This window comes from Paenibacillus sp. FSL R7-0198 (assembly GCF_038000415.1).
Classification (GTDB): domain Bacteria; phylum Bacillota; class Bacilli; order Paenibacillales; family Paenibacillaceae; genus Paenibacillus.
Map to the genome: position 1 here is coordinate 4,702,195 of NZ_JBBOCB010000001.1, position 22,671 is coordinate 4,724,865.

The following is a 22,671-nucleotide window of genomic DNA, read 5'->3' on the forward strand; positions in this document are numbered from 1 at the left end:
CAGGATGAATCAGGAAGATCAAGTACAGGTGTATATGGATGAATTGCAGGAAAGAGCCAAGTCATTAACAGGGGTACAGCTTGAGCTGGCAGGCTATGTTGTGGAGATCGCCGGGTCTACCTATTTGCGTGGAGATGAAAAGATGTTTTTGAATACTGATAAGCTGCTTGGAAGGCTGGCTGCAGAAACGCAGAAACCATTATTCCAGCCACTATTGGATGTACTCGAGCATCTGGCGAGCGAGTCATTGGTTGCACGATTCCGTTATATCGCAGAGCGTGCGACTCGTTTCCCATACAGTAACAACTATGAACGCCGGCCTTTCCGCACATCCGATCCGGAGCAGCATGTAGAACAAGTCATCCGTAAACTGATGGGATTGTTCCGTATGGAAATGAAAAATTTCTCCTTGGAAGAATATGTGTCACTACGTGAGTACAAGCTGGATTATCTGCATGAGATCCGTTGGGTCCTGGCCGATTGTATCGCTTATGAACTGGATCATCAGGGTGGAGATATGAAGCAGGCACTGCACGATATTATCTATGGTGACAATCAGACGGCGTTGTTAACCCATGAAATGATCAAAGGTATATTCATGAGCGATCAGGCAGATGCCTATCAGATGGTGGGTGAGTTGCTCGTTGCAGCAAGGTTGCAGGAAGGGCTGCGCCAAAGCATTGTGGAGCGGATGGATGAAGGAACACTGGAAGCCTATATTTACATATTAAAAATCATCATCGACAACAACCTGATCCGTTTCAGTTCGGTGGTAAGAGCACTCGCCGTATGGACGGGAATTGGCATAGAAGCAGCCAATCAGCGTGTTGCTGCACAGCTGATTGAACAGGCGTATGAGGCGCTTGTGCAACCAGAAGTGCGCGAATCCTGGCAGCAGGAAGCGAACGCCAACAAGCTCTTTATCAGCCTGTGGGCGACAGCGGTCATTGAAGAGAATGAACTGACGAGCAAGATCATCGAGATTATGGATCAAGGCCAATTATATCAGAAGATTGTTGCCCAATACGTACTGGCTAACAGCCAGAACAGAGAGCTTCGTTTGCACATTGCACGTCGTTATCTGGAGGCGCAGGATACCGAGTTGATGCACTGGATTGTGACCAACTATGATGCCATGTATATGTACAACTGGAGTTTCGAGAATGGAGAGAATCAGCGTAGTGTCTACGTGTGGCCATTGCCTGCGCTTGAAGATAAGGCATTGAGACGTCAGGACTTTGATCAATTCAAACAGATGTTGGCTGTCATTCCAAAAGGCGGATCAGGTGGACCATCGGGTGTACTTGAGTATGTTCACTACCGGATTGATACAGATGATGTAGTGAAGAAAATGTTATATCTGGCCGCTTATGATATGGACCCGGAATGGATCGGCGAAGTCATCGCAATCAAGGACCGTTTGAGCCCAGAACTGCGCGGGGAACTGTTGTCCCAGTTTGTTCAGCATCCCGATAATGAGGTGCAAAGACAGTTTGTGTTTGAGAGTTTGTCTGATAAAAGCATCAGTAATAGGGAAAGTGCGCTCTCCAAGGCGAAGCAGCTCACGTTGACGGTTGAAGAGATGAAACAGATGGAGGCGCTGATGAAGCTCAAGACAGGCTCACTTCGTCAGAAGGTCATCCATGTATTGTTACTACAACCCGTGGACCAATTGACGGTTTCACTGAAGCGACTTTTGCAGGCCAAGAGTGAGTTGCAGCGTCTAGGCGCGCTCGAATTGTTGACCGAGATTGCGGCAGATCCGGATCGGGCAGATCAGCAGGAGCAATTGCAGCCATTGGCACAGCTGATTGAGACGCCAACCGCGAAGGAACAGAAGTTGCTCGACAAGCTGACGGATCAGGGGAGTCGCTATACGGCCGCTAATGGGTTTAATTTATTCGATCCGAAGCGACGTGAGCCATTGCTGGATGAGAAGCGTGACCTCAAAGGCCACAGTCCGAAGGATATCTTTACACTTTCTCTGGATAAGACCAGACCATTCCTGCAGGGGCTCGATGAATTAGTGCATGAACACAGGGATCATGAGTATGAAGTGGAGTACTATGCTGGCTACAAAGACACGTTGTTAGTCGGAGCGAGTCTTCGCTCCAAGGTTCCGTATGGAGAGCGGAATGAAATGAAGCAGATGGAACAGTTCCCGCTACATGAGATATGGGAAAACTTTATTCAACATGCTGGGTTTAGCAGTGTGGAACTGATGCAGCTATACATGGTTATACAGCTCCGGGATTTCAATGGCAAATTGAGTGACCATTACAGTTACTTCCATGATCAGTATGGCTATGATGAACTGCAAAAGATTCCATTATTGGAAGGCTGGCGCAAGTCGTTTGCCGACCAGATCTATCCTCTGGATGACATCGAAAAGCTACAGCAGATGCTGGATTCGTTAACGTATAAGGATCAGGTAGTGGCACTGATATCGGCGGCATTTCTGGATAGCGATCCGATCGACACGTTTGAAATAGCTGAGAAAACCTGGGCCTCCATCATCGCGAGTATGCCTGCTGATCGACTCGAGAAAGAGTCAGGCATGCTTCATATTCTGACTGGACCTTGGAATTATGTGGTTCGTGGCAAAATCCATGACGATAACAGCTTCAAACGTTTCTTCCAGACAGCCTACCAGTTCGCCAGTCTTGTAGAAAATAGTCAACCGTTGTCCTTGCTGTCACTTGAAGATTTCCTGCGCGCGTACCAGCTGAACCTGATTGATGAACAGGAGATATATCGACAGGTTCTGGTCGGTGGGAATCGTCTGATGTTTATTCGGGACTTAACATCCACTCGTACAGAAGTGATCGCAAGTGATCCCAAGCTGATTCATTTACGGGATACGGTCGTTAATCGGATTCTGGAGATCGAGCTGACCCGGGGAGAACTCTCTACAGAAGTAAGTACACTTGCCATGAAACTGGAACGAATTGAAGGCATGGAACACTGGGTACATCTGGTCTCGGCGATGGATCAGGATACATTTGTCCGTGGATATATCTACAGTTATGGGGACAACACAACACGTAAAGAGACGTTTAGCTATCTAATTCAGAATTGTCATCCACGGGATGGAGAAGATGAGAAGCGTCTTGGGGAATTGCTCCAGAAGTATCCGGTGAATGAGAAAAAATTGCTGGAAGCAGCCATGTATGCACCACAGTGGATGGAGATTGTTGCAAAACATCTGGGATGGGAAGGTCTTCGCAGTGCAGCTTGGTACTTCCATGCTCATATCAATGAACGCTTTACTGCGGAGAAAGAAACCATCGTGGCCCACTATTCTCCAATCTCACCACAAGACTTCAATGAAGGTGCGTTTGATATCGCGTGGTTCGAAGAAGCCTATGCTGCTGTCGGTGAGGAACGGTTCAATCTGTTATACGATTGCGCCAAGTACATTTCCGGGGGATCCAACCACCGCAGATCCCAATTGTTCGCAGATGCTGCACTGGGTAAGCTTCGACTGGACGATATGCGTGAGTCCGTGTCAGACAAGCGAAACAAGGATCATTTGTTAACCTACAGTTTGATTCCATTCGCTGTAAATCGCGAACAGGATCTGCGTGAGCGATACGACTTCATTCAGAAGTTCCTGATGCAGAGCAAACAATTCGGTGCACAACGCCGTGCCAGTGAAGGTGTGGCATCACAGATTGCACTGGGCAATCTTGCTCGTAATGCAGGTTATGCCGATGTTACGCGGCTGATGTGGGACATGGAAGCACGTAAGTTGGATGAGATGAAATCTTTCTTTGAACCTCATGCATTGGATGCTGACACGACAGCACAATTGGTCATTGATGAGGAAGGCCAACCTGAGATGGTTATCGTTAGCAAAGGCAAGACACTCAAATCTGTACCTGCCCGGTTCAAAAAAGATGGATATATCGCTGAACTGAAAGAGCTCAAATCGGATCTGGTGGATCAGTATCGCCGGGCACGACAGGAGCTGGAACGTTCGATGACTGCTGGAACATCCTTTACACGTGAGGAAATTGCCAGTCTGATGCAAAATCCGGTTATACATCCGCTGGTAAGAACGCTTATATTCCAGTCAGGTGACAAGACGGGACGATTCGATGTATCATCCAATGGTTTGATTGCTCCAGGGCCGGAGGGTACGAACCATACACTATCGGAACAGGATCAACTGTTGATTGCTCATCCGCTTCATCTGTATCAGAGCGGAAGCTGGAGTGAATTCCAGCGGGATCTGTTCACCCGTCAGGAGCGTCAGCCGTTCAAGCAGGTATTCCGTGAGCTGTATCTTCCTAACGAGGACGAATTGGCTAATGGTACGGTGTCTCGTCGATACGCCGGGTATCAGATTCAACCGAAAAAAGCAGTAGCTCTGCTTAAAGGACGCCAATGGACTGTCAGTTATGAAGAAGGTCTGCAGAAGGTAAGTTACGAGCACAATCTGATTGCGAATCTCTATGCCATGGCAGATTGGTTCTCACCAGCAGATACGGAGGCACCTACCTTGGAGACGGTGCAGTTCTACGATCGTAAGAGCTACAAACCTGTAGCGCTGCAAGATGTGCCGCTGACGTTCTTCTCGGAAGTTATGCGTGATATCGATCTGGTGGTCAGCGTTGCACATGTGGGAGGCGTAGATCCGGAAGCCAGCCTGACAACAATCGAGATGCGTCACGTCATTGTGAACGAGTCGTTGCGTCTGCTGAAGATCGACAATGTACGTTTGGACGGGAATTACGCACGAATTGATGGTGAATTGGGTGAGTATGCTGTTCATCTGGGGAGTGGTAATGTGTTCAAACAAGCTACAGGTGCACTTCATATTGTTCCGGTGCACAGTCAGCATCGGGGTCGAATCTTCCTGCCATTCCTGGATGAAGATCCGAGAACAGCTGAGATTTTGTCCAAGGTGATGTTGCTCGCCGAAGATAAAAAGATCAAGGACCCGCAGATTCTTGCACAATTACAGAACTAGAAGTGATTGAACAGAAGTGAGCCGCCCCTCTTGGGGCGGTTTTTTATTTGCTACTCCGATTTTAATGTAACTTCGAATCTCAATATAACGAGTGTAGAACAAGAATCATGGACGGAAAGTGGACAATATGGAGCAATTCCAACATAAAGGCAGCTGAAGAACCTGTTAAAAGGGACCTCAGTTGCTTTTATATTTTTGGATATTTCAATGGACCGGATTGGTTCCGTTTTCAAATAGACTTAGGACCCAGAGTGTGTCGACATATTCCTTAATCTGATAATTAATTGCATTAATTGGTTGATCGGGAGTGGGTCGAACCGACTGTTTTTAAAAGTAAAGAATTTGTTCGAAAGTAGTTACGGAAATGTAAATAATTCGTTTTCTTGTTTTGTTATCTGAATTGTCAATATGGTGATTCCAAAGAACTAGGCTTGTTCTAATCGGTCATTTACCAAATTTAAGGGGATGTAATTCATGATCATGTCGGCTATCGTTAGGAAGCGAAATCTGCTGACTTGCTTGCAGGCTGCAGTTTCAGAAGCCATGTGCAGGACAACCTGAATGCTTGAAAGACTGGGATCAAGCCAGTTTGCATTCCCTTGTATACATGTATTCAATATGTGCACAAGAAAAATGATCAAGAGAGAAGGAGAGCTTACAACATGAACAGAAGACTCAATCTGATTTTCCTCAAACGATGGTTTATGTTATTAATCATCGTGGCGGTTGCGGCTATGCCGCTGCACGCCTTCGCCGCGGAGGCGGAATCTGGGGCCAATCGTCCTTGGATGAACAAATCCTTGTCTGCGGAGGAACGCACCGAGCTGCTGCTCAAGGAGATGACGCTGGAGGAGAAAGTTGGATTCGTAACCGGTAAAGTAAATAACTATTATGGTTTCTATAATGATGGATTGGAGCGCCTCGGCATTCCGGCATTACAGATGGCAGACGGACCTGCAGGGGTACGTGTGGCTAACCCGGATGTGCAGGACAAAAAGTCCACGGCACTGCCTGCACCCATCGCGCTTGCCGCTTCCTGGGATACCAATCTGGCCAAGAAATATGGCGATCTGATCGGTCAGGAAGCACATGATACAACACATAATGTAGTGCTTGGTCCTGGGCTTGATATTGCACGTACACCATGGGGTTCCCGGAACTTTGAATCGCTCGGGGAAGATCCATTGCTGGCTTCCGGCATGGGTGCAGCGTATGTGAACGGGATTCAAAGCAATCCGGTTATCGCTACAGCGAAGCACTACATCCTGAACAACCAGGAGACGGAGCGTTTCACCACCAATGCAACAGCCAGCGAACGTGCCATTCAGGAAGTCTATGCACGTCCATTCCAAGCGATGGTTGAAAAAGCGGATCTCGGTTCGGCAATGTGTTCATTTAACCAGGTGAACGGTACATATGCTTGTGAGAACAAGGAGATGCTGACCGATGTCCTTCGGGATCAGTTTGGCTTCGAAGGGTTTGTTATGAGTGACTACGGTGCAAACTTCAGCACAGCCAAATCCGCCAATGCGGGTCTGGATCTGGAGACACCTGGAGAGCCGTATGGCAAATGGGGAGACAAATTGCTGGAAGCCGTGAACAATGGCGAAGTCAGCGAGCAAACCATTGATGAGAAGGTTAGACGCATTTTGCTTCAAATGTTCGATAAAGGGCTGTTCGATAACCCTGTAACGAATACACAAATCAATGCCAAGAAAGACGGCAAACAGGCACGTGAAATTGCAGAAGAGAGCATGGTTCTTTTGCAAAACAACGATAATGTACTGCCGCTGTCCAAGAATAACGTGAAATCCATCGCTGTCATCGGACCGGATGCAGATAACGCATCTGCTGCTGGTGGAGGTAGCAGTCTGGTTAATCCGACGTATACTGTAAGTCCGCTTCAAGGCATTCGTAACCGTGCTGGTAACGGTGTGGATGTAAAATATGCTGCCGGAACCGATCCTATCTCCGCAGGAGATGCATTTAATGGACCATCCGCCGTACCTTCTACTCTTTTATCACCAGCGGATGCTCAGGAAAGTGAAAGAGACTATGGTACAGATCGTGCGGAATATGGTCTGCGTGCTGAATACTGGACGAATAAAGATATGGAGGGTAACCCTTCTCTGGTCCGTACAGATAATCAGGTCAACATGAATCTTGGATTTTACAACTATGAAGGTTTTAACGCACAATCTTCCAAGCTTCCAGTGACACCAACGAAATTCAATGCCAAAATGTCTGCTCGTTGGACAGGGGCGATCACAGCACCTCAAACGGGTGAATATAAACTGTCCCTGACCAGTCTAGGTTCTGCGAAACTGTATGTGGATGATAAGTTACTCGTAGACAATCAAGGTGAAACACTGAGTACAACAAAGAAAGAAATCACATTCAAAGAAGGCGAGTCCCACAATATTCGAATTGAGTATCGTACGGATTTCCCGGTACAGACCAATCATGATATGGGTGCACAGGTTCGTTTTGGCTGGGAAGCTCCAGAAGACGCTGTGGATATCAAAATGCAAAAAGCAGTTGATCTGGCGAAAAAATCCGATGTTGCCGTCGTGGTAACTCGTACGTATGACAGTGAAGGTTACGTCGACCGTTCCGACCTGGAGCTGCCGAATAACCAGGAGCAGCTGATCCGCAAGGTAGCAGCAGCCAATCCAAAAACGATCGTGGTGCAAATGAGTGGTCGCGCTGTTGAAATGGATTCCTGGCAAAAAGAAGTGCCATCCATCGTTCAGGCTTGGTATGCAGGTCAGGAACAAGGTAATGCAGTGGCACGTGTTCTGTTCGGCGATGTGAATCCATCCGGTAAGTTGCCGGTGACGTTCCCATCAGATGATTCCCAAACTCCGGTATCCACTGCGGAACAATTCCCGGGTGTGAATGGGGTGGGCAACTATTCCGAGGGTATCTTTGTAGGGTATAAAGGATATGACAAAGAAGGCATGACACCGGCGTTTGCCTTTGGACACGGACTGTCTTATACCGATTTTAATTATCGTAATCTGCATGTGAAAAACACAGGCAAAGGCGACAAAGCAACCGTAGAAGTATCCCTGAACTTACGTAACACCGGTAAAGTTTCCGGTGCAGAAGTTGTACAGGTCTATGTTGGCAATCTGCCAACTAAAGTTGAAACTCCAGAGAAGCAGCTTGCTGGTTGGGCGAAGGTAGATCTGAAAGCAGGCAAGCAGCAACGGGTCAACATTCAACTGGATCGCAGCGCATTGTCCTATTGGGATGAAACATCGCATGAATGGTTAATGCCTAAGGGTAAGGTTCAAGTGTATGTTGGTAGTGCATCCGATGATATTCGTCTGACAGGTAGTGTGAATATCGGAAGCAAGTCCGGTAAATAAAAGTGCAATAAGGGAGTTCGGAAGGTTGTTCTCCCCGTTGAATTCATCTGTGTCAAATGCAGTTTGTTTTAATTCATATAGATTAGGAAAATGAGTCGTGGCCTAGTGGCCGCGGCTTTTTCCACAATGGAAGGAGAGTGAAGCGTGATGAACATACGCTGGCGAGAGCATCCCAAACGATGGATGATCCTGTTGATCGCAGCTGTTTGTAGTGTTGGTATAGGAATCTGGCTTATCTTCAACCGAGGTGAACACCCCGTACCGCCACCGGTTGCGGACAAGCAGAGAGTGGTCGAAGTCTGGTTAACCACGGGAGATCAGCAAAATCTGCTTACACCACAGAAGCCCATTCCAATTACCGATCACCATGATGCAGACACAAGCTCTTCCGTTTCTTCAACGCAGGAGTCAGACACGTCTTCCTCGGTGTTCACCATACAGATTGACCCGGACAAGACGTATCAGACTATGGATGGATTTGGCGCAGCGATGACAGGTTCATCGGCACATCTGATCAACGAGCTTCCAGAGGAACAACAAGAGCAACTGCTGAAGGAACTGTTTACGACGGAAGGGCTGAACATGGATATGGTGCGTCATACGATTGGTGCTTCCGATTATTCGGTAGATGAATCAGGTGCGGCTTCAAGTCATACCTATGATGATATCGAGTCCGGCACGGACTATGAGATGGAACACTTTTCGATCGAAATGGATCAGGAAGTCGTGAATATGCTGGAGCGTGTAGCTGGTTTGAAACCGGATCTTAACGTACTGGGCACACCGTGGACGGCCCCTGCCTGGATGAAGTATGGGGAGAAGACCACGAACGGTTGGTATCTGGATTACAACGATCCTCAGGTGTACGAAGCGTACGCAAGATATTTTGTGAAATATATCAAAGCTTATCAGACAAAGGGCATTCCCATCTACGGGATCACGTTGCAAAATGAACCGGAGTTCACCTCGGATAAATATCCGAGTATGAGTATGGGAGCTGAAGAACAAGCGATGTTCATTCGGGATTATCTCGGCCCGGCGCTACAGGATGCAGAACTGGACACGCGAATCATCGCGTATGATCATAACTGGGATCATGCGGTTGAATATACCGGTAAGGTGCTTGATGATGAGCAGGCTGCTGCCTATATCGATGGATCTGCTTTTCACTGTTATGCAGGTGATCCATCTGCCATGTCGGAAGTGCATGAGCGCTTCCCAGACAAAAACATCTATTTTACCGAATGTAGTGGTGGGGAGTGGAGTCCTGATTTTGGCGAGAATCTGAGCTGGCAGATGTCCAATCTCATCATTGGTGCACCTCGCAACTGGGCGAAAAATGTACTGCTCTGGAACATCGCACTCGATCCGCAAGGTGGACCCACGAACGGTGGCTGTGAGAACTGTCGTGGGGTTGTGACGATTGACCCGGAGCGTGATGAAATCACTAGAAATGTCGAGTATTATGCGTTAGGCCACATCAGCCGTTATGTACGTCCGGGAGCCGTAAGAGTTGCTTCTACGCAAGAACAGGGCCAGCTCGAGAACGTAACCTTCCGCAATCCGGATGGAACGATGGTGCTAGTTGCAGCTAACACGGGCGAGGCAGAAGTTTCCTTTGGTGTAGTCATAGATGGAGATTTATTTCGATATATACTGCCATCCCAATCGGCAGCAACCTTCCGTTGGAAGCCAAAAACGGAGGTAGAACGTTGACTCAAGATTGGAAATTATGGGTACAGATTGAATGATGGACATGGTAAAATAAACGTAGAGTTATTTCAAATTTGATGTATTAAACAAGTCCGATCCCAGGATCGGGCTTTTACATAACTTTTACTTTTTATAGAAAGGAGCTTACGTTGGACATGTTAGTCGTTGCATATCGGGAACAGGATCATGACAAGTTGGTTGGAATCTGGGAGAGTGCTGTGCGGGCAACCCATACGTTTTTGGAAGAGCATCACATTCAGTTCTATAAACAAGTGGTGAGTGATGTGTTGCAACAAAGGCAAGTCGAGGTTTGGGAAGCGCTGAATACGGAGCAACAACCCGTGGGTTTTATTGGTCTGGATGATAACTTTATCGAGATGTTATTTGTAGATCCGAGCCAACACGGACAGGGTCTGGGACGTCTGCTAATAAACCATACCTTCAAAATCAAAGGCCGTCACCTCAAGGTGGATGTTAATGAGCAGAATACTGGGGCAGCCCGATTCTATGAAAAGATGGGATTTGTACAGACAGGACGATCCGAAATGGATAGTTCCGGTAATCCGTTCCCGCTGTTGCATCTGGAGATCAAACAGGAACAGGCCGAGAGATTGTCGTAATGGATAGACCACGTGATATAAATGACCAGGATGAGGAGTGTGCAGGATGACACAGATCAAGGTGACACCGGAACAACTGGAGACGGTCAGTGGGCAGTTCGCTCAGGCACATCAGCAATTATCGGGCTTCATGTCCACATTGGACGGCAAGATGAGTGTCATGCGGAGCAACTGGGATGGGATGGAACGGGAACGCTTCTATAACGATTATTCAACCGCTCAAGGCACGATGAAATCTGTTCTGGAACTGGTTCTGTCCATTCAATCGGAGCTTAAGAAGATTGCCGAGCGTTTCCGCACGACAGATGAAGAGGCGGTGAGCCAGGCAATTATGACGGCGCTGACCGCAGCGCGGGCGCTATCAACCATGGGCAAAAATAAAGGCGATGATCTGAACAAAACGCCAGGTCCACCAAAGAACATGGATGAATGGGCTGAGAAGGATGCTGAGAAATACCAGAACTATGAGGAAATGCTGAAGAAAGCCAAAGAGATGGGGGACGAAGAACTGGCGCAGCAGATTCAGGCCAGCATGAACATCATTCGGCTTCAGTATGAAGATGTAATCTATCAGACTGACCCCAATACGGGCAAGACGGTGAAAATTACCGAGGATTCCATCGTAGGTACGTATCAGGTGAAAAGCGACAAGGGCGAAACGACCACCATCAGTCTGGATAAACAGGGCAATGTGGTGGACTATACCAAAGATACGGAAAAGTATAAGTATTCGGAGCAAACGCACACCACCAGTCAAGGCGAGCATCTCTTTGGCAAAGCAGCACAAACGGCTACAGCCTACGGGATTGGTCTGCTGCTCACAAGCAAGACGGGCTCTGCCTTCACGGAACATGCGACAGGACTAGGTTCATCCTTCGTCGCGGACAAATTCCTGTTCTCCGTGCCGGAGGAAGGCGAGACACGTACGATGATCTACCGTACCAATAAGGAAACGGGCAAAATGGAAAATATGATCGTGGTCACGCGTGGCGACAACGATATTGAATATACGCCGTGGCGGGATTACTTCTAAGCCACGGATGGGGTCGGCAAGCGGGCAACACAGGGCTACCTGATTGCGGCCTGCTTGCCGACCCACCGCATGGAGCCATGTGGTTGTGTATCACATGGCTATGCGTGTGGAGGGCAGGCGGCTTATCCGTGAGCCTGCCTATAGAAAAACACCCCGGCGACCTTCTCCCTGAGATGGGAAGGTTGCCGGGGTGTTTTGTGTTTTCCTTACCGATTAGCCACGGTCGAAGGACGGGCCGGAAGGGAGTCTTTTTTTGCCAGAGATTAATGTGTCTCTCCATCCAGAAACGGTTTGTTCACCGCATAATACATAAAGCCCATCAGCAGCACACCACCTACCAGATTACCGAGCGTCACAGGAACCAGGTTATGGATCCCCCCCTTCAAACGAGATGGTTCCCAAGTGGTTCAGTACACTGGACAAGTCTATGTATCAAGTAGCTGAGGACTTGCAGCAGACAAAGATTATTCTTGCTGAGGGCATGTTCTACAGCGGTGATATGATGCGGACAGGTCAGCGACAGACTTGATGAACTGAACAACGTGGATCAGCTTAATAAGGTAGGACTGCCTGGCGGGGATAGAGCGGTCTGATCCGGACAATAACGCGTTCATCATTCTATACGGATGGTTGATGCAGTTTACAAGAGTATAGTAGACACTTGCCTTACAACTGCGGCGACTGGATTCATTTACGCGACGGAGGACAGATCTACATTCCTGAAAATGCGAGAAATACCAGAGTTAAGTTCGCCCGAAAGCAGGTACGACAAATTATTTTCCGTTGCTGTCCTCTGCTAGTGTTAAAAACACTCCGTAACTCCTTATATTGAGAGGTAGTTTAGTAGGTGTTTCTATGTTCAGAAAGGTGATCACGTTGAGAAGGACATCCATAGCACCTGTGATCATTGTGACTACTTCCGAGTGAATGTTATCTCAATTGGATTTGAGGTGGACTGGTGGACAGTCCAAGTGGTCAACAAACAAATATAAGGAGTGATTGTAATGGCTGACGTTAAAGTGCCAGTGCCATTGGCATCGTGGTACAAGCCGACCAACGGTGATGAAGATCAGCTTACCCGTTGGGATATTGGCGTTGTAGATGCTTCCCAAGCATCTGAGATTGACACTTTCTTGATCTTTAACAACCGTAAGGGTCTCGAAGATGTACCGGACATGCAGAATGCGGCAATCATGACGAAAGACTCGAATGGCGGAAATACCGGAGAATTGGTAGAAGGTCAGTGGATCGAAGTCAGAGTTGACGAGATAGATACTGGATTCAACAAAATTGGGTGGGACTCCATCGAAAACGTTGCAGTTTCTCGGCCAATTAAGACCACCGGTAGCACGACAAATGTGGACGGTACGTTTACACCTAATGTCGGTTCACACACAACAACGAGCGGTGAAGTCAGCTTGCTCGGAGTCAAGAATGACGGAGATCTAATCAACGCCAAAGGTAACTACGTCAAAGTGCAACTCCTCTGCCGAATTCCAGGTAATGCTTCGGCTGGTCTAATTAATTTTCGTACTCGGATAACTTACCAGTACGTGTAAGAAAACATCCAATGCAATGGAGGTTACCCTATGCTGACAAAAATTAATCCATACTCTTTTGTGGATCAAGACTATATTTGGATGGGTGAGTATTCCGATGGTACTCACCTTTCTGAGTACCACTATCAAACGAAAAAACGAGGAGATTTCAACACGATTAGAAAGGAGTCGCTCATTCGCTTCGGTCTTATCGGAAACGGCATGAGACTTTATCACGAAGTGCTTGGCGGTTTCTTCCATCTAAGAGGTCAGATTTACGAGATTGTCTACAAGGTAGGCGATAAAGAATACTACCTGACAGGTCAAAGCCAGCTTTATAACGATATCATTACGTACAAGGATGCGGAAGCGTGGGCGAATTTTAATCAGCGAGATAATACGAATTTCCCAAGCAGGGTTACTGCTTTCAACACTGGATACAAAAAGAGCCTTAAAATTGATGGGATCAACTTCAACTTTAAGGCCATTATTAGTGTCCCGTGCAACAACGTACCAATTAATTTGACGGTAAGGATTGTAGCCGACACGGATCTTGACGGTAGGTTGGTGATTAAGCGTAACGGAACGCAGGTCGCTGAGTTCGATGCTCCCCTGAGAAAGGGTATGGGAGGGCAAGTCATGTGGTATGTGAGGTGGTAACGAATGGCTATTTACTCAGGTAAGTCTACACTCCACGACTACTTGGTGGGGGAAGACATCCCAAATGGTACTCATGTACTTGAAGTCAATGGCGTGAATATAGACATTGAGATGTGCAACTACTTGGATGACTTTGAAGTAGATACTCAGGGGGTCGAAAACATCGTACCCGTGCTAACCAGCAACACTGCCAACGTAAACTTCAAGGCATCTGCAAGTTCAGAATATACCGTATCCCCTGGCTACCTAGCATGGAGAGCATTCGTTAACGGTGTTAATGGGACACTCTGTTGGGCTACCGCGCAGTTCAATACTACGGGCTGGCTTCAAATGACCATGGTTACAGCTAGACGTGTGTCTCTCTACTATCTGTGTGGGCAGACAGGTAGACCCCTGGGTAGTCCTAAAAACTGGACATTTGAAGCATCTGACGATGGGGAGAAATGGACTGTGATAGACACCCGTGAACATGTTACAGGTTGGGTGGACAATACTTGGAAGGGTTTCGCTGTACCTGTTCAAAATATCGGGCTGTATAAAATGTATAGGCTCAATGTGACAGCCAACAACGGGGATACCAATTTCCTGACCATTGGTGCTATGCAACTGATTGACTCATTTGGAGATGAGACCCTTGACTCTAAAATGCTCGTGCTTAAGTTCCATAAAAACCTAACGGTCAATACTGGCGCTACCCTCATACCGAGGGTTAGAAAGAAGGGCATGACCGTTTACGTAGGAGGCAAGCTAACCAACAAAGGGACGATAAGTATGACGGCCAAGGGAGCTATAGCAACCGGACAGAACGTCTACCTTTATCAGAACAATGACGGGTCATTTGAGTACGTTCCAGCTATGGGGGCTGTCGGCGGTACGAGCGTTACAGGTGGAGCACAATCGGTTACTAACGCTGGCCGGACAGGTGTAGCGGGCACGGCAAGAAGAACCGGCGGTGGGGGATCTGGTGGTGGAGGAATGTCAAACCCACATACAGGTACTTTCATTACAGGCAGGGGCGGTACTGGAACATCCTATTCCGGTGGAGCAGGTGGCGGTGGAGCATGGTGTTACAGTGGCAACGCTTGGGCAGGAGCGGGTTCAGACATAGGCGGTGCTGGCGGTAACGCTGCATCAACCTACGGAACTTCTCGTCCTGTTGGTGGCGGAGCAGGTAACGGAGGAGGCACAGCTCTCGGCGGTTTAGTAGGTGGAGCAGGGACGGGAGGTCTCCTAATCATCTACGCAACTATTTTTGATAATACAGGCACCGTTTCTTCTATAGGATCGGTCGGAGGTGCTGGCGGTAACGGGGGCGGTGGTTCGTCAGGAGGTGGCTCGATCAACGTCTTCTACACAACCCTGGTTAACAGGGGAACCACAAATGCTAACGGGGGAGCAGGGGCTACTGCTGGTAGTACAGGTGGAGCAGGGGCGATTACCTTCTCTCTCATGGAGAATACAACAAGATTTGATGGTGGTCTGGACGTAACATCTACACACACTAATGACGTACTTCTTTCAGGAATCATTAATGACACCATGGGACTGGATGTACAGTACCGAATCACTGTAAACGATGACCAAGTATTTCCTCAAAGTGGATTCACGGACTTAGCCCCAAGAGATCTGCCTGTTAGGTATGACATAGCGAATAGCTTACTCCGTTATGGGACGAATACGGTCAGATTGTTTGTAAGAAACAGCAACGGCAAAGTGTCAGTGTACGTGTACACTGTCGCTCTAGAAAGCGTGGAGCCAAGTATTACAGCTTCAATGATAGGGATGCGACTGGATGTTGTTGTCGAAGATCCTGAGATGGATAGAGTTAGAATCCAAGTGATTCTAAATGGGGTTAGCATCTATCCTGAGCATGAAGGGTACACCGAACTTACTGAATCCCCACTAGTATACGGCAGAACGCTGTACAGTAACGAGGTTGTAATTGGTGCGGATAATACGGTTGAGGTCCTTGCTATGGATTCGTATGGGGCACAGACGAGTGTTACTCTGCCATTTACAGGCTCCTACTCAGGAGTTATGTTCTCGGATGAAAATGGAGTCTTCTATTCGGATGACCTTGGCAATGTACTTAGCTACCTAAACATCGGATGGCTGGCCTTCGGAGAGACGTCGGCAGTACATGCAATAAATGTCATTAACCGGACGGGAACCGTGCTGGGGGGATTCGCTCTCACGTCGAATATGGACGAACTACCCGCTGATGCAGCAATCGAGTTCTCCCTAAGCAATGAACCATTTACACCTTCCACGTCCATCTCTTACTCAGAAGCCTTGTCTCAAGAAGACGTTGTAACGTTCTACGTCAGGATGATTGCAGGAGAAGGAGAAGATACGGGCGTTGGGGAGTTTGAAATAGCAGTTGACTATTAAAGGAAGGTGGCAGTGTAATGGACATCTCTGGAAATTTTGTGTACGACGATAACTACTGGAAGCGGTGGGTATCGGCTATTGAGGGGAATATAATCACTCTCGTCGCTGCGACTGGTGAAGTAGCTATCCATCCTAACACTTGGGCATTAATACATGTCCGTTATGGAGCGGTTACGGAAGCGGGTCTTTACGATTTGGTGTACATCACAGACGTAGAGGATGACACGAAGTTGACGTTGCTTCGTCCTCCAGTCTCTGTGCAGAGTGGGCACATTTTGAATGCCACCTCCGTATCCATTCATGCATGTATTAGTGACAAACAGGTTAATATCACCAAGGGTAGTATTCTTACAAGTAATAATCTTGTCGGGGGGGCTGCCGGAGGAATTATCCCCATTATTTGCGAAGAACTCAATCTTGATGGCGTTATCAACGTAACGGGGAAAGGTTATCGGGGGGGAGCGGCAGCCACTGCTTTATCTCAGGTCGGTATGCGTGGCGAGTATTACGCAGGAGGATGGAACTCCCGAAGCACAGCGCAGCAAGGTAATGGCGGAGGTGGAGGTAGGAACAACTACAATGACGGATACATCGTAGGTACACCTGGCGGAGGTGGCGCGAATGCTACCGCTGGTGGTGCAGGAACTACTGGCGGTGCCGGCGGTACAGCTTACCCAAGCCTGAGCGCGTATCGTGCTCCTTTTGGTGGCGGTGGCGGTGCAGGTGGATCTGACAATGGCCGTAGCAGTTCCGGCAAAGGAGGGAACGGTGGTGGTGTCATTGTTATCCTTACTAAGCAACTGAACGTGGGAGCTGATGGTAAACTCATCGCCAACGGAGAAGACGGTATCACAGCATTGAGTGAGTCGGGAGCAGGGGCTGGAGGTGCGGGCGGGACTATAGTGGTCATCAAGGAGAGCGGCGACACCCCATCAATGGAAGTCACTGGTGGAGTTAGAGCATCGAATATTGGATACCCAGGGAAAATTTATTACTCTGGTGCTGGTGGATCTGGTAAGAGTTATATTGTTCGGTTACGTGACGTTGCAGGAATCACAGGGAGCAGTCTGTACCTTGACGGCTTGACCATCTCTCCTACGACTATTAGCGGGGAGGACATCACGATCACCGGAGATATTCCAGATAACTCCCCAATTCGGTACAAGGTCCTTCTTAACAGCGTCGATGTAGACTGGTCGGCATACCGTAATCCTTCCACTTTAAATGAGACCATCTTCTACGATGCTGAGAAGTACCAGGTTGGCAATGGGAACATCGTAGAGGTATTCGCGGAGTCAGTGGATGGGAGGACAGGTTATTTGTTCTCCCCGATCAATGTAATCAACGACCTTCCCACCATTGAGATCCAAGAACAAGGTCTCCAAGTCAGAGTTATCCTCAATGACCGTGATAAGGTAAAGTACCGAGTGTCAGTAAATGGAGTACAGGAATACCCGTATGTGGGGATTGTTCCGCAGGATATTATCATAGAAAACGATAGTGTTGAAGGTTTTTCTTTAGTAAATTCTTGGACTAGAACCTCAGGGTGGGCGGAAGGACAATCACCTTTCAGTGGCGCATCCTTCCATTACGCTGCCAAAGACACCGGAGCCAGTGCGACATATGTCCCTGAGATCCCAGTGTTCGGTCAATACAAAGTGTACATGATGTGGCCAAGTCATTATAATCGCGCTACGAATACTCCTCTTGATATTAGCTCTGTGGGCGGCAAGGAGACGTTGGCCGTTAACCAGCAGGTGAACGGGGGGGTGTGGCACCTACTAGGAACTTATACATTTGGCGTAGGAACAGCAGGAAGCGTAACGATTCGTTCAGATGGCGCTAATGGCTACGTTATAGCTGATGCGATCAGATTCGAGTATGTCCCTCCATTCGCAGAAATGAAGGAGACTCCAATCGTATGGGAGAAGCAGTACTTGAGCACTCAGGTAAATATTGACGCGGATAATGTTGTAGAGGTAACAGCCATCGACTCCTATGGTGATCAAAGTGTCAGATCGTTTACATTTGTAGGAAAGTATGCGGGACTCATGTTTTCGGATGTCAATGGAGAATATTACTCCGATGACTTTGGAGATGTGCTTAGGTACTTGGACGTAGGTGTCCTGATTGTTGGTCAGATTTCGCAGACATATCCTATACGGCTTACTAACAAGACATCTAATGCACTAACGAATCTGCTCCTGACACCGAACAACAAAACTCTGCCGGAGGGGGTGAATCTGGAGATAAGCAAGATAGAAGATCCCTTCACTCCACAGGATTCACTCTTTTACACTGAGATGCTGAATTACGATGAAGCTGTGCCGTTTTTTACTCGAATCGTAACGGCTCATACAGCACGAACCGGATACGGGGAGTTCGACATCTTTGTTAAGGGTGATCCGGCATGATAATCTTGATTCCAATACAATGGAATGGTCGTGGTATCAATGGCAAGGAATAGAATGAAGGGTAAGGTCGTCCTCAATGTACGTAAAAATGATGACCTTGATTCAAGCGTATTCCCACGAATATACAACGAGTTGCTCTCCAGCGTTTCAGTCCGAACTTATAACAAAATGACCGGACAGGTACTCGTTATCGGGAACACGAATGATGACATGCCTTCACTAGTACAACCTCGAATATACAACGAGTTGCTCTCCAGTGTTTCAGTCCGAACTTATAACAAAATGACCGGACAGGTACTCGTTATCGGGAACACGAATGATGACATGCCTTCACTAGTACAACCTCGAATCCACAATGAGTTGCTATCCTCTGTGAAGGTTAGAGCTCATAACAAGATGTCAGGTCTCTTGGAAATCGTAGAACCTCCTTCAATTACGGTAAGATTATCACCGATTGAGGATACATACGCCAGGCAGGACATGCCTAAGCTGAACTACGGATATGATCACGATACGTTCGTAGGCGTGAGATCAAACGGCCAGCTATATCGGACCTTCATGAGGTACGACATTAGTTCGATTCCGAAGGATAAGAAGATCAAGAGCGTGACGTTGAAGCTGCACCTTCTCAACTCGCTACCTGCTATTCCGATAGCCATGTATGATGTGGCTAAGGGGGAAAAGTGGAACGAGTATGGACTGACATGGGATAACCAACCAGCAGTGGGTGATCTCATTAAGACTTATGACGGAGGGACATATGCAGGTGAAACGGATGTGGATCTCCTGTCCTATGTGACCGAATGGTATGAAGGCAAGCGTCAACATAACGGCTTTTCTTTAAGAGCACTCAGCGAAGCAATGCCTGGACGTTTCAAGCAGTATGGAACCCGCGAGAGCGACCTAACACCAGTGCTGGAAATTACATACTTCGATCCAACGGTGTACAGCTACAACCGAAGTGAACTGCGAAGCAGTGTATACGTTGTCGGTTTGAAACACTACGACCTCGTGTCCTCAGTAGTCGTTGCAGGATATGTAGGGGAGTGCTATCTTAACGCCAGCGTAACTGTCAGAGATCCGAAGACTCCAGTTAGGCATGAGATGCCTTCATCGGTGGCCGTCAAAAGGGACTACCTTCCGTCGTCAGTATTCGTCATGGAGGTTGGGGAGAAGGAGATCCATGCTTCCGTATCCGCTCGTGTTGGAGACGGAGATGATCTCGTTTCATCCGTCATTGTGAATAGACTTTATATTGATGGCGAATTATACGTTAAGCCTCATGAGGACCTGGACTCTACTGTAGTTGTCAAAGGGGAGAATGAGGACGACTTATACGGAGCGGTCATCGTCAATGCCTCTAAGCGAGAAGGTATTGTTTACATAAGGCCATACAGCGACCTCGGTGCCACTGTAACAATTCGTCCAGAAGAGTACGATGAATTATCTGGCTCAGTCATTGTATGCGTCCCTGAGAGAGAAGGATCGGTCTATGTAAGGTCGTACACTGACTTGGATGGTAGTGTTACTTCACGGATTTTGGGCAATGACTGGTTGTCTTCAAGCGTCTTCGTAAACTCAGAGATCATTAACTCAGTAGTCATTGTTAGACAGTCCGATGTGGTAGACATGCTGTCATCCGTTTTTCCACGTTTATTAGACAAAACAGATTTGGATAGTAGTGTTACTACAAGGGTTCCGAAGGATAGTGATCTTCCCTCATCCGTGGCCATCAGAAATGAACAATTCTATGACTTAGATGGATCGGTTATCCCGCGTGTATTGACTGCTTCGGATATCCCATCCAACGTAGAAGTTGAAATCGCGTCTAACTTGCCATCCGGCGTAACCGTTCGTGCATGGCTGGATTCGGATATCCCTTCTTCCGTTGGGGTCAGGTACGGCGGAGAACACGAGATCAAAAGTTCCGTCTTCGTTAGGGCATTAGGCTACCGGGACATAGACTGCTTAGTGACTGTTAGAGTTCAGAAAGATACAGACATTGATGCGGCAGTACAGGTACGTGGAGAACATCTAAAGGACCTACCTTCCATCGTCAAACCAAGGGTGGCAGGAGCTGAGGATCTCTCTTGTACTGTAGATGTGTCAGGTGATGTAGGGTATGCCTTTATTATGTGACACCAAGAGCCTATCCTTTATTGGATAGGCTCTTGGTGTCACTAATTGTAAAAGTAAAATAGGATATTATTTAATGTAAAATTGACGGGGGACAGGCTGGAAGGGACTCTTTTTTTGCCAGAGATTAATGTGTCTCTTCATCCAGAAACGGTTTGTTTACCGCATAATACATAAAGCCCATCAGCAGCACACCACCCACCAGATTACCCAAGGTCACGGGAACCAGGTTGTGAAGCACACCTTCAAATGAGATCGTTCCCGGATGGTTCAGCACAAGTGCAATCGCGAATGTACACATATTGGCGATGCTGTGCTCGTATCCCGAGATGAAGAAGCAGAACACAAAGAGCATCATGGCGAACATTTTGGCTCCATTCTCCTTCATGAACATCGGGACAAAGAACGCCATACATACAAGCCAGTTACACAGAATTCCCCGGAAAAAGAGCTGCATGGTCGGAACTTCCATCTTATGCTCCACCACGCTTAGCAGAAAACCGTTCACCTGGGACGAGTCGAACAATCCCGTCAGATAGATTAACAGGGCAAACACAGCTGCGCCCATCAGGTTACCGCTATAACTCGCAATCCACAGCTTGATCACTTCGAACCAGCGCAGTTTCTTGCGCAGCGCCGCATACGTGTAATAAAACGTATTGCCCGTGAACAGGTCACCCCCGCCATAGGCGATCAGAATGATGGCCGCCCCAAACGTAATTGCCGCCATAGGATAGGTAAATGGGGACTGCTCCATATAAAAGAAGTTACCTGTCTTAAACGCCACGATGACGCCGAATCCGATAAACATACTGGCCAGCATGGAGCGTGCGAGGTACCTAATTAAGCTTTGTTTGTAAATCTTGTGTTTCTTCAAAGCTAGTTGTTCCACGTTGCGTAAAGCTTCCGTTTCCATAATTCTCCTCCAATAGCATGGTGTCTTGCTTACCATTATAACGAAATTATGGAAATTGGGGAGGGTAAACTTGGTTTATTGATTATTACTTCCTTGTTTCGAATGTAGTACCCGTATTGCAGAAGAGCCAAAATCAGGATCGGATTGAAGTGATTCTAACGCGGATGCTGCACCATTAACTTGTTGATGTGCAACAAGAATAGCAAAGGCTGCTCCTTTGACTAAGATGTAGGCATTTCCCTCCAGAACTTCCTGAGCCAATTGGATCTCGGCTTCTGTGATGGGCAATAGAGCGAGAGTTTGCAAGACGTAATTCTGTACATCCTCATCTTCTTCTGAGTCACGAACAAGTTGCGCGGCAGCATGAAGGATTTCACCCAGAAGAGCAGAGGAGCCTGCCATGCCTAAAGCTCGCCATGCTTCGATACGGATGAGATCTTCTTCATGTGTATCCATGCCAATAGCGAGAACTTGCTGAGTCAGGTGATCATCGGTTAGTTCGATTAGATCACGAAGTGCTTGTAGTTTTTCTTCTCCGCGAATTTCGTTAATATCAGGGTGTTCATTGTTGTTATTATGATTTAAATCAGACATGTCAGACATATCCTATTGTTCACCTCCTGAAGAATATTAAGATTGGGGTGGAAGCAGGATGGGACGGGCAGCCAAGGCTTCTTCCACAATCTGTTCAGGCGTCAGGTCTCGATCATCCCAGAAAATCAAATTGCTGATCTCCGCATGTGGAACCTGCTGCTGTAGCTCCGTTAACATGTCATCCAACTCGGCTTCCGTTCCTTCGGCATCCATCAGTTTGCGAACCAATTCTACCAAATGTAATCGATTGTCCATATCGATACCTCCTGAATGATTCATAGTGTGAACCAACTAGTCTTTCATGGGC

General features: G+C 47.6%; 14 protein-coding genes and 1 pseudogene. 11 read left to right on the plus strand and 4 right to left on the minus strand.

Going from position 1 to position 22,671, the window contains the following annotated elements; translation table 11 throughout:
• Positions 1 to 4: 4 nt before the first annotated feature.
• The 5 genes from MKY87_RS20405 to MKY87_RS20425 all read left to right on the plus strand — a co-directional run bounded on the left by MKY87_RS20405 (position 5) and on the right by MKY87_RS20425 (position 11,715).
• Entirely contained in the window at positions 5 to 4,975 is a 4,971-nt protein-coding gene (locus tag MKY87_RS20405; RefSeq protein ID WP_340965899.1) for a DUF4132 domain-containing protein, read from the plus strand.
• A gap of 662 nt (positions 4,976 to 5,637) precedes the next feature.
• Positions 5,638 to 8,349 (plus strand): glycoside hydrolase family 3 C-terminal domain-containing protein, encoded by a 2,712-nt coding sequence (locus MKY87_RS20410; protein WP_340965900.1) that lies wholly within the window; start codon positions 5,638 to 5,640, stop codon positions 8,347 to 8,349.
• 147 nt (positions 8,350 to 8,496) lie between these two features.
• Positions 8,497 to 10,065, plus strand: coding sequence for a glycoside hydrolase family 30 protein (locus MKY87_RS20415; protein WP_339790799.1), 1,569 nt, complete (start codon positions 8,497 to 8,499; stop codon positions 10,063 to 10,065).
• Between the two features lie 152 nt (positions 10,066 to 10,217).
• Positions 10,218 to 10,682 carry an acetyltransferase gene (locus MKY87_RS20420; protein ID WP_445259850.1) on the plus strand — a complete coding sequence of 155 codons (465 nt, stop codon included), beginning with the start codon at positions 10,218 to 10,220 and terminating at the stop codon, positions 10,680 to 10,682.
• A 46-nt stretch (positions 10,683 to 10,728) separates the two neighbouring features.
• Positions 10,729 to 11,715 (plus strand): WXG100 family type VII secretion target, encoded by a 987-nt coding sequence (locus tag MKY87_RS20425; RefSeq protein ID WP_339786102.1) that lies wholly within the window; start codon positions 10,729 to 10,731, stop codon positions 11,713 to 11,715.
• A gap of 263 nt (positions 11,716 to 11,978) precedes the next feature.
• Here the strand turns inward: MKY87_RS20425 and MKY87_RS20430 are convergent.
• Positions 11,979 to 12,138, minus strand: a pseudogene (locus MKY87_RS20430) (formate/nitrite transporter family protein); the annotation flags it as partial.
• Between MKY87_RS20430 and MKY87_RS20435 the strand changes: the two are divergent.
• From MKY87_RS20435 to MKY87_RS20460, 6 genes are all read left to right on the plus strand, one after another.
• Positions 12,107 to 12,244 carry a hypothetical protein gene (locus tag MKY87_RS20435; RefSeq protein WP_340967580.1) on the plus strand — a complete coding sequence of 46 codons (138 nt, stop codon included), beginning with the start codon at positions 12,107 to 12,109 and terminating at the stop codon, positions 12,242 to 12,244. The pseudogene MKY87_RS20430 and the gene MKY87_RS20435 sit on opposite strands and share 32 nt — an antisense overlap.
• A 475-nt stretch (positions 12,245 to 12,719) precedes the next feature.
• Positions 12,720 to 13,274: a hypothetical protein gene (locus tag MKY87_RS20440; RefSeq protein ID WP_053061450.1), complete on the plus strand. Its 555-nt coding sequence runs from the start codon at positions 12,720 to 12,722 to the stop codon at positions 13,272 to 13,274.
• A gap of 30 nt (positions 13,275 to 13,304) precedes the next feature.
• Positions 13,305 to 13,913: a hypothetical protein gene (locus MKY87_RS20445; protein ID WP_047841718.1), complete on the plus strand. Its 609-nt coding sequence runs from the start codon at positions 13,305 to 13,307 to the stop codon at positions 13,911 to 13,913.
• A gap of 111 nt (positions 13,914 to 14,024) precedes the next feature.
• A complete protein-coding gene (locus MKY87_RS20450) occupies positions 14,025 to 16,304 on the plus strand; it encodes a discoidin domain-containing protein (RefSeq protein ID WP_340965902.1) in 2,280 nt (759 codons plus the stop codon).
• A 17-nt stretch (positions 16,305 to 16,321) separates the two neighbouring features.
• On the plus strand, positions 16,322 to 18,718 hold the full coding sequence (locus MKY87_RS20455; RefSeq protein WP_339786097.1) for a golvesin C-terminal-like domain-containing protein: 2,397 nt from the start codon (positions 16,322 to 16,324) through the stop codon (positions 18,716 to 18,718).
• 210 nt (positions 18,719 to 18,928) lie between these two features.
• A complete protein-coding gene (locus MKY87_RS20460; protein WP_340965903.1) occupies positions 18,929 to 20,857 on the plus strand; it encodes a DNRLRE domain-containing protein in 1,929 nt (642 codons plus the stop codon).
• A 124-nt stretch (positions 20,858 to 20,981) separates the two neighbouring features.
• On the opposite strand, the gene MKY87_RS20465 is transcribed toward MKY87_RS20460, so the two are convergent.
• The 3 genes from MKY87_RS20465 to MKY87_RS20475 form a co-directional block, all read right to left on the minus strand.
• A complete protein-coding gene (locus tag MKY87_RS20465) occupies positions 20,982 to 21,770 on the minus strand; it encodes a formate/nitrite transporter family protein (RefSeq protein ID WP_017690511.1) in 789 nt (262 codons plus the stop codon).
• A gap of 75 nt (positions 21,771 to 21,845) precedes the next feature.
• Entirely contained in the window at positions 21,846 to 22,364 is a 519-nt protein-coding gene (locus MKY87_RS20470; RefSeq protein WP_340965904.1) for a hypothetical protein, read from the minus strand.
• A 36-nt stretch (positions 22,365 to 22,400) separates the two neighbouring features.
• Positions 22,401 to 22,619, minus strand: coding sequence for a hypothetical protein (locus tag MKY87_RS20475; RefSeq protein ID WP_339786093.1), 219 nt, complete (start codon positions 22,617 to 22,619; stop codon positions 22,401 to 22,403).
• Positions 22,620 to 22,671 lie beyond the last annotated feature (52 nt).

Coding starts and splice junctions, on each gene's coding strand:
- MKY87_RS20405 (WP_340965899.1), top strand. CDS start 5: ATGAATCAGGAAGATCAAGTACAGGTGTATATGGATGAATTGCAGGAA.
- MKY87_RS20410 (WP_340965900.1), top strand. CDS start 5,638: ATGAACAGAAGACTCAATCTGATTTTCCTCAAACGATGGTTTATGTTA.
- MKY87_RS20415 (WP_339790799.1), top strand. CDS start 8,497: ATGAACATACGCTGGCGAGAGCATCCCAAACGATGGATGATCCTGTTG.
- MKY87_RS20420 (WP_445259850.1), top strand. CDS start 10,218: ATGTTAGTCGTTGCATATCGGGAACAGGATCATGACAAGTTGGTTGGA.
- MKY87_RS20425 (WP_339786102.1), top strand. CDS start 10,729: ATGACACAGATCAAGGTGACACCGGAACAACTGGAGACGGTCAGTGGG.
- MKY87_RS20435 (WP_340967580.1), top strand. CDS start 12,107: ATGGTTCCCAAGTGGTTCAGTACACTGGACAAGTCTATGTATCAAGTA.
- MKY87_RS20440 (WP_053061450.1), top strand. CDS start 12,720: ATGGCTGACGTTAAAGTGCCAGTGCCATTGGCATCGTGGTACAAGCCG.
- MKY87_RS20445 (WP_047841718.1), top strand. CDS start 13,305: ATGCTGACAAAAATTAATCCATACTCTTTTGTGGATCAAGACTATATT.
- MKY87_RS20450 (WP_340965902.1), top strand. CDS start 14,025: ATGTGCAACTACTTGGATGACTTTGAAGTAGATACTCAGGGGGTCGAA.
- MKY87_RS20455 (WP_339786097.1), top strand. CDS start 16,322: ATGGACATCTCTGGAAATTTTGTGTACGACGATAACTACTGGAAGCGG.
- MKY87_RS20460 (WP_340965903.1), top strand. CDS start 18,929: ATGCCTTCACTAGTACAACCTCGAATATACAACGAGTTGCTCTCCAGT.
- MKY87_RS20465 (WP_017690511.1), bottom strand. CDS start 21,770: ATGGAAACGGAAGCTTTACGCAACGTGGAACAACTAGCTTTGAAGAAA.
- MKY87_RS20470 (WP_340965904.1), bottom strand. CDS start 22,364: ATGTCTGATTTAAATCATAATAACAACAATGAACACCCTGATATTAAC.
- MKY87_RS20475 (WP_339786093.1), bottom strand. CDS start 22,619: ATGGACAATCGATTACATTTGGTAGAATTGGTTCGCAAACTGATGGAT.